This is a genomic window from Propionivibrio sp. (assembly GCF_016790145.1).
Lineage (GTDB): Bacteria > Pseudomonadota > Gammaproteobacteria > Burkholderiales > Rhodocyclaceae > Propionivibrio.
The window spans coordinates 1-6,386 of sequence record NZ_JAEUOI010000121.1; the positions used below are offsets into that span (position 1 = coordinate 1).

At 60.7% G+C, this 6,386-nt stretch carries 8 protein-coding genes; all 8 read left to right on the forward strand.

From position 1 onward, the window contains the following. A partial coding sequence (locus JNM42_RS10615; RefSeq protein WP_294269246.1) for a hypothetical protein occupies positions 1–269 on the forward strand: 269 nt, incomplete at its 5' end. Next, the gene (locus tag JNM42_RS10620) at positions 269–541 is read left to right on the forward strand and encodes an AtpZ/AtpI family protein (protein WP_294269248.1); all 273 of its coding nucleotides are present in this window, start codon (positions 269–271) and stop codon (positions 539–541) included. The genes JNM42_RS10615 and JNM42_RS10620, both read left to right, overlap by 1 nt. After that, entirely contained in the window at positions 541–1,251 is a 711-nt protein-coding gene (locus JNM42_RS10625) for a F0F1 ATP synthase subunit A (RefSeq protein WP_294269250.1), read from the forward strand. The genes JNM42_RS10620 and JNM42_RS10625 overlap by 1 nt, the downstream gene beginning before the upstream one ends. Further along, entirely contained in the window at positions 1,248–1,514 is a 267-nt protein-coding gene (gene atpE / locus JNM42_RS10630) for an ATP synthase F0 subunit C (RefSeq protein WP_294269252.1), read from the forward strand. The genes JNM42_RS10625 and atpE overlap by 4 nt, the downstream gene beginning before the upstream one ends. Positions 1,515–1,523: 9 nt before the next feature. After that, on the forward strand, positions 1,524–2,270 hold the full coding sequence (locus tag JNM42_RS10635; RefSeq protein ID WP_294269254.1) for a F0F1 ATP synthase subunit delta: 747 nt from the start codon (positions 1,524–1,526) through the stop codon (positions 2,268–2,270). Next, positions 2,260–3,741, forward strand: coding sequence for a F0F1 ATP synthase subunit alpha (locus JNM42_RS10640; RefSeq protein WP_294269256.1), 1,482 nt, complete (start codon positions 2,260–2,262; stop codon positions 3,739–3,741). The genes JNM42_RS10635 and JNM42_RS10640 overlap by 11 nt, the downstream gene beginning before the upstream one ends. After that, positions 3,738–4,583: a FoF1 ATP synthase subunit gamma gene (locus tag JNM42_RS10645; protein ID WP_294269258.1), complete on the forward strand. Its 846-nt coding sequence runs from the start codon at positions 3,738–3,740 to the stop codon at positions 4,581–4,583. The genes JNM42_RS10640 and JNM42_RS10645 overlap by 4 nt, the downstream gene beginning before the upstream one ends. Before the next feature lie 64 nt (positions 4,584–4,647). Beyond that, entirely contained in the window at positions 4,648–5,943 is a 1,296-nt protein-coding gene (locus tag JNM42_RS10650; protein WP_294269260.1) for an NrdH-redoxin, read from the forward strand. The last annotated feature ends 443 nt before the right edge of the window (positions 5,944–6,386 follow it).

Below are 6,386 nucleotides of genomic sequence, written 5' to 3' on the forward strand. Positions count from 1 at the left end.
TACTTGACTACGGCCTCGCCCGTTTCCGTACGGAAGAGGGAACCTGGCACTATCTGGCCTGCCCCGGTGCCGTGCTGAATTTTGCCGACAATCAACTGGGCGTGAATACCCGGCGCTACCTCTGCGATCAGGATTACGCGCGCATTTCCGCCATGCTGGCCGGGCAACTGGCCGAGGAAGAGGAAGCGCTGAAGAGCGTCAAGGACAACCTGCAAAAGCTCGAACACGAGCTGTTCCGGCGCTTGCGCACACTCGACCGGTGGCCGTAATGAACGACGAGAAGTGGCGCCGCGACGTGGCGCGCGACAGCGAACGCCTGAAGGAAGCCGAACGCAATCGCCGTTCGCTCCTGGCCCAGACCGTCTTCCTCGGCAGCCTTTCGGTTCTTTTTGTCGTGCCGCTGCTGGTGGGGGCTTATCTGGGGCGCTGGCTGGACAGCCAGGGAGAGGGCTATAGCGTGGGGTGGACCATGAACCTGATCATCCTCGGCCTCGCGCTCGGGGTGTTCAATGTTTATTTCTTTATCCGGAAGTACTGGTAATGGAAGCGGCAGGCGTTGTTTTCAGCATCGGCTGGCTGCACATCACTTCAACGGTGGTGACCACCTGGGGGCTGCTGCTGTTTTTCGGCGTCGGCTGTTGGCTGGCGACCCGACGCCTTTCAGCCGACAAACCCGGCCTCGTGCAGACGGCGCTCGAGGGTGTCGTCCAGTCGATCGATAGTGCTATTGATGGCGTCTTGCCAGGCCGTGCCGAATTGCTCCTGCCCTTCGTCGGTACACTCTGGCTGTTTGTCGCGGTGGCCAATCTCACCGGCCTCATTCCCGAACTACATTCGCCAACCGCAGATTTGTCGACCACCGCCGCGCTGGCCTTTCTGGTTTTCCTTTCGGTGCATTGGTATGGCATCCGCAGTGCGGGTCTGAAGGAGTATCTCAAGCACTACCTGACGCCCAGTCCCATCCTCCTGCCGTTTCATCTGCTCGGCGAGTTTTCGCGCACCATCGCGCTGGCCATGCGCCTGTTCGGGAACATCATGAGTCTGGAAATGGCCGCCCTGCTGGTACTCCTGGTCGCGGGGTTACTGGTGCCGGTGCCGATCCTGATGCTGCACATCGTCGAAGCCCTGGTCCAGGCCTACATTTTTGGAACGCTGGCACTGATCTACATCGCCGGTGGCATGCAATCCCATGAAGCTTCGGAGAACACTGAAGCACCTCAATCGAACGACAAGAAAGGAAGCACAACATGAGCGACATTCACTGGTTTGCCCTGATCTCCACCTGCGCTGCCGCACTGGCCATCGCCGTCGGTGTCATTTTCCCGGCCATCGCCATGGGCAAGGCGATTACCCAGGCACTGGAAGCGCTGGCGCGACAGCCGGAGGCGGAAAAATCCATCACCCGCACGCTGTTCATCGGTCTGGCGATGATCGAATCGCTGGCCATCTACGTTCTGGTGATTGTGCTCATCATCCTCTTCCGAAATCCGCTGCTCGAATACGTATTGAAGTAGGCGGCGGTCATGGAGCTGAACTGGACCACCTTTGCGCTGGAAATCATCAATTTCCTGGCGCTGCTCTGGATTCTCAAACGCTTTCTCTATCGGCCGGTGCTGGCGACGCTGGCCGAACGCCGGGCCGGAATCGAGCACTCCCTGAATGAAGCCCGTGCAGCACAAGCAAATGCCGCAAGCCTGAAAACCCAGTTCGAGAGCCGTCTGGCCGACTGGGAGCAGGAAAAGGCGGCAGCCCGCGCCCGCTTCGATGCGGAACTGGCGAGCGAGCGCGCAAGGCAGATGGAGGTATTGAGCCGCGACCTTGCCGCCGAGCGCGAGCGCAGTGCCGCTCAGGACGCCCACCGGCAGGAGACAGTGCGGCGCGAACTGGTGGCCGAGGCCGGCAGCGATGCCCGTGCGTTCGCCAGCGTGCTGCTTGGCAATCTGGCCGGGCCGGATCTGGAAGCGCGACTGGTCGAACTTTTCATCGACGAACTGGCGGTTTTGCCCGAAGCGCGTCTTGCCCCCTTGCGCGCCGGCCAGAATGACCATGGGCACGGTGTCGTGACGAGCGCCTATCCGCTCGCCGAAGTGCAGCGGCAACGGCTCTCCAGTGCGATCGACGCCCGGCTGGGCACGCATGGCCCGCTCGAATTTGTCGAGGACGGCAAACTACTGGCCGGTGTGCGCCTCTCGCTCGGTGCCTGGCAACTGGATTTCAGCCTGGCTGGCGAACTGGGCGTTTTCGCGGAGGCCTCCAATCTTGCTCGATGATCCCGGTCGCCAGCGCAGCCCATGGCTGGCGGACTACCGCGCACAGTTGCGGATCAACGAAATCGGTAAATTGGTATCGATCGGCGACGGCATCGCCCGGATCGAGGGACTGCCGTCGGCGGCGATGGATGAAATCCTGCGCTTCGAGGACGGCAGCGAGGCCTTGGTATTCGATCTGGGCAGCCGCAGCATCGGTGCCATCCTGCTCAATCAGAAAGAGCGGCTGGCCGCCGGTGCTTCGGCACAGCTCACCGGACGGCGACTCGATATAGGCGTTGGCGATGCCTTTCTCGGCCGCGTGGTGGACCCCTTGGGCCATCCGCTTGATGGTGCGTCGGCGCCGCAATTCAGTCGACGGCGCGCCCTCGAGGTGGCTTCGCCGCCGATCACGGCGCGCGATTTTGTCGAGCGGCCTTTGCTCAGCGGCAACAAGATGCTCGATACAATGATTCCCATCGGCAAGGGACAGCGGCAACTGATCATCGGCGATGTGGGTACCGGTAAAAGCTCGCTGGCCCTCGACACCCTCATTGCCCAGAAGGGGCGCGATGTACTCTGCGTTTATGTGCTGATCAGCCAGAAGCGCTCGGCAGTCGTTGCCACCCTCGAAACCCTGCGACAGGCGAGTGTGCTCGATATTACCTGCATCGTGGTTGCCGAGGCCGCGACGACGCCCGGCCTGAAGTTCCTGGCGCCCTTTGCCGGTTGTGCATTGGCCGAAGAATGGATGTGGGCCGGCCGCGATGTGCTGGTGGTGTACGACGACCTGACCACCCATGCCCGCGCCTATCGGGAGCTGTCCTTGCTGCTGCGTCGTCCGCCGGGGCGCGAGGCCTACCCCGGCGATATCTTCTATCTGCATTCGCGTCTGCTGGAACGCTCCACCTGCCTGTCGACCGTGCACGGTGGCGGCAGCATGACCGCCTTGCCGATCGTCGAAACCGAGCAGGGCGAGATCTCAGCCTATATTCCGACCAATCTGATCTCGATCACCGATGGCCAGATCTATCTCGATCCGGCGCTCTATGCCCGCGGTTTCCTGCCGGCCATCGACATCACCCGTTCGGTTTCGCGCATTGGCGGCAAGGCGCAGGTACCGGCGATCAAGGCCGAGGCTGCTCGCATGAAGCTCGATTACCTGCAGTTTCTCGAACTGGAGGTATTCACCCGCTTCGGTTCCCGGCTCGAAGCCAGCGTCGAGGCCAAGATCCGGCGTGGCCGGCTGCTGCGCGAACTGCTCAAGCAGGATCGTCTGTCACCGCTGACAGCCGAGCAGCACATGGCCTGGCTGGTGGCCTACAGCGAGGGTCTCTTCGATGGGCTGGAGGGCGGCGCAGTGCAGGCGCGCCTTGCCGGACTGCTGAAAAAAGCGGCAGCGGATGGCCCCGGAGTGGGGATTGCTTCGGGGCGGGAGGCCTGGCGGGACGCTGTTGCCGGCTGGTCGCGTGAGCTGGACGAAGAGTCGCGATGAGCCGCCGGCGTGAACTCGCCCGCCGGATGGACGCACTGTCCGATATCGCCGGAATCATGTCGGCGATGAAGGGCCTGGCCCTCATGGAAATCCGCATCCTGACCGATTTTCTCGCCAGCCAGCAACGCATGGTGGCTGGCATCGAGGCGGCTGCGGCAGACTTTCTGCTGACCCATCCCGAGTTCGCCGATGAGCCCGTAGCCGGGCGCGAGCTCTGCGTGCTGGTGGGCTCGGAGCAGGGCTTCTGCGGAGATTTCAACGAGACGCTACTGACCCGGATGGAGGCAAGGTGCAAGGAGGAGGATGCGCCAGTGCGCTGGCTCGTCGTGGGCCGGCGTCTGGCCAGCCGGCTTGGCCAAAGGGAGTGCGTCGAACTGGCGCTGCCGGGCGCCCTTGTCGCCGACGAGGTGCCCGCCGTGCTGCTCCGCCTGACGCGGGATCTGGGTCGTTTGCTGGCGCAGGCGCAACTGGCCGGTTACGGGCTTTCCACCCTCTATCATTGCGACGCCACGGGCGATATCCGCATGCGATCGCTGCTGCCCTTGCGCGATTTACCGGCCCCTGGGAACCCTTCGGCCTATCCGGCGGATCTGAATCTTGCGCCCGAAGTATTTTTGCGCGGACTGACCGGGCACTACCTGTACGCCGCACTTAACGCGGTGCTGTACAGCTCGCTGATGGCCGAGAACCGCCAGCGTCAGGCGCATATGGACCGAGCCCTGCAGCGCCTGGATGAAGACAGCGCACGTCTGCGGCTCACCTACAACATCCAGCGCCAGGAAGAAATCACCGAGGAAATCGAGGTTATCCTGCTTTCGACCGATATGCTGAACGAAGGCTAACAGCGGTTTTGGGGTAAACGCGATGGGCCGTCCATTAAGCGTGGCCATGAATAAAGCGGAGTGAATGATGAGAATGCATCTCCTGCTACCAACTTCCGTATTGCGCCTGATCTGTTTTCTTGCGTTCTTCGCCCTACCGTCGTTCTCGGGCGCTGCCGAGCCACCGGTCTGGATCGACAGCAATGTGGCCGGCGAACGACAGGTGCATCTTTATTTCTTCTGGACTCGTACCTGTCCCCACTGCCAGGTCGCACGGCCGTTTATTGAGGCTTTGCCGGAGCGTCATCCCTGGCTGGTTCTGCATAGCCGCGAGATTACTTCGGACAAGGCTGCAGCCGACGCTTATGTAGCCATGGCGGAGTCCCTTGGCCAGAAGGCCAGTAGCGTTCCGGGATTCCTCTTTTGCGGGCGGATGGAGGTGGGATTCGATCGGCCGGAGACAAGTGGTCAGGCGCTGGAAGAAGCCTTGCAGTCCTGTCATGAATCAGGTAGCGCTCAAGCGGTGGATGCTTCAAGGGTAGCGCAGGAACCCGTCATCGACCTTCCCTTGATTGGGCAGATTACCCCCGGACAACGATCCTTGCCGGTGTTCACCCTGGTCATTGCCGGACTGGATGCGTTCAATCCCTGTGCCTTCTTCGTTCTCCTCTTTCTTCTTTCGCTGCTTGTCCATGCCGGCAGTCGTGCGCGCATGCTGTACATCGGCGGCGTCTTCCTGTTTTTCTCTGGCCTCGTCTATTTCCTGTTCATGGCCGCCTGGCTCAATGTTTTCCGCTGGATCGGGGAAATTTCTTTCGTCACCACCGCTGCCGGGGTGCTGGCGCTCATTGTTGCCGTGATCAACATCAAGGATTACTTCTGGTTCAAGAAGGGATTGTCGCTGTCCATACCGGATTCCGCCAGGCCGGGCCTCTACCAGCGGATACGCGGCCTGTTGCGTGCCGACAGCCTGCCGGCAATGACGCTGGGCACCGTCACTCTGGCGCTGGCGGCCAATTCATACGAGCTGCTGTGTACCGCCGGATTCCCAATGGTTTACACCCGCTTGCTGACCCTTTCGGATCTGTCGCCCTGGCAACATAACGCCTACCTGGCGTTGTACAACGTCATCTATGTCATTCCGTTATTGGCGATCACCCTGGTGTTTACTTTCACTCTCGGAGCGCGAAAAATGTCGGAGACGGAAGGGCGATTGCTCAAGCTGGTTTCCGGATTGATGATGCTGGGGTTGGGCAGCCTGCTCATTGTTGCACCGGCCGCTCTCAACGAGTTGCACGTAGCCTTGGTCCTGCTGATCGGCGCGCTGGGCGGTACCTGGCTTATCCATCGGCTGATGCGGCCGCGAATAAATGACCGATAGAGCCTTGAAGCGAGAGGAGCGGGTAAAACCATCAGATTCGATCGGAGGTTGTACCCGCAGGCATCACCATTGGGTGAACTGCACTGATTTGTCGTGGGAAATGCAAAGCCACACTATGGGTTGTGCTCCGTTTTGCAGGGAATGAACCGACGGCGCCGAATTAATGACGGAAAATATCGGATATCCGGATTCCGTATTTGAGTTATCTTTGTGCAGCGCAACAGCAGAAGTGACTGACTATTGGTGAAGTTACTGGATGTCGGCAAACGGCCAGTTGCGGTCATTCAAGAATTCTCCCTAAACGCGCTTTGTTTACCCCGACAAGCCAAACCCTTTGGTACCGCAGGGTTTACGACGATTTTACTGTTTCATCAGAGTGGCTACAGGGGGATTAGAGCTTAACGCCCAGCAAATCGAGAATGCGCTGCTGATCATCATCGGGC

Coding starts and splice junctions, on each gene's coding strand:
- JNM42_RS10645 (WP_294269258.1), top strand. CDS start 3,738: ATGAGCCGCCGGCGTGAACTCGCCCGCCGGATGGACGCACTGTCCGAT.
- JNM42_RS10650 (WP_294269260.1), top strand. CDS start 4,648: ATGATGAGAATGCATCTCCTGCTACCAACTTCCGTATTGCGCCTGATC.
- atpE (WP_294269252.1), top strand. CDS start 1,248: ATGAGCGACATTCACTGGTTTGCCCTGATCTCCACCTGCGCTGCCGCA.
- JNM42_RS10635 (WP_294269254.1), top strand. CDS start 1,524: ATGGAGCTGAACTGGACCACCTTTGCGCTGGAAATCATCAATTTCCTG.
- JNM42_RS10620 (WP_294269248.1), top strand. CDS start 269: ATGAACGACGAGAAGTGGCGCCGCGACGTGGCGCGCGACAGCGAACGC.
- JNM42_RS10625 (WP_294269250.1), top strand. CDS start 541: ATGGAAGCGGCAGGCGTTGTTTTCAGCATCGGCTGGCTGCACATCACT.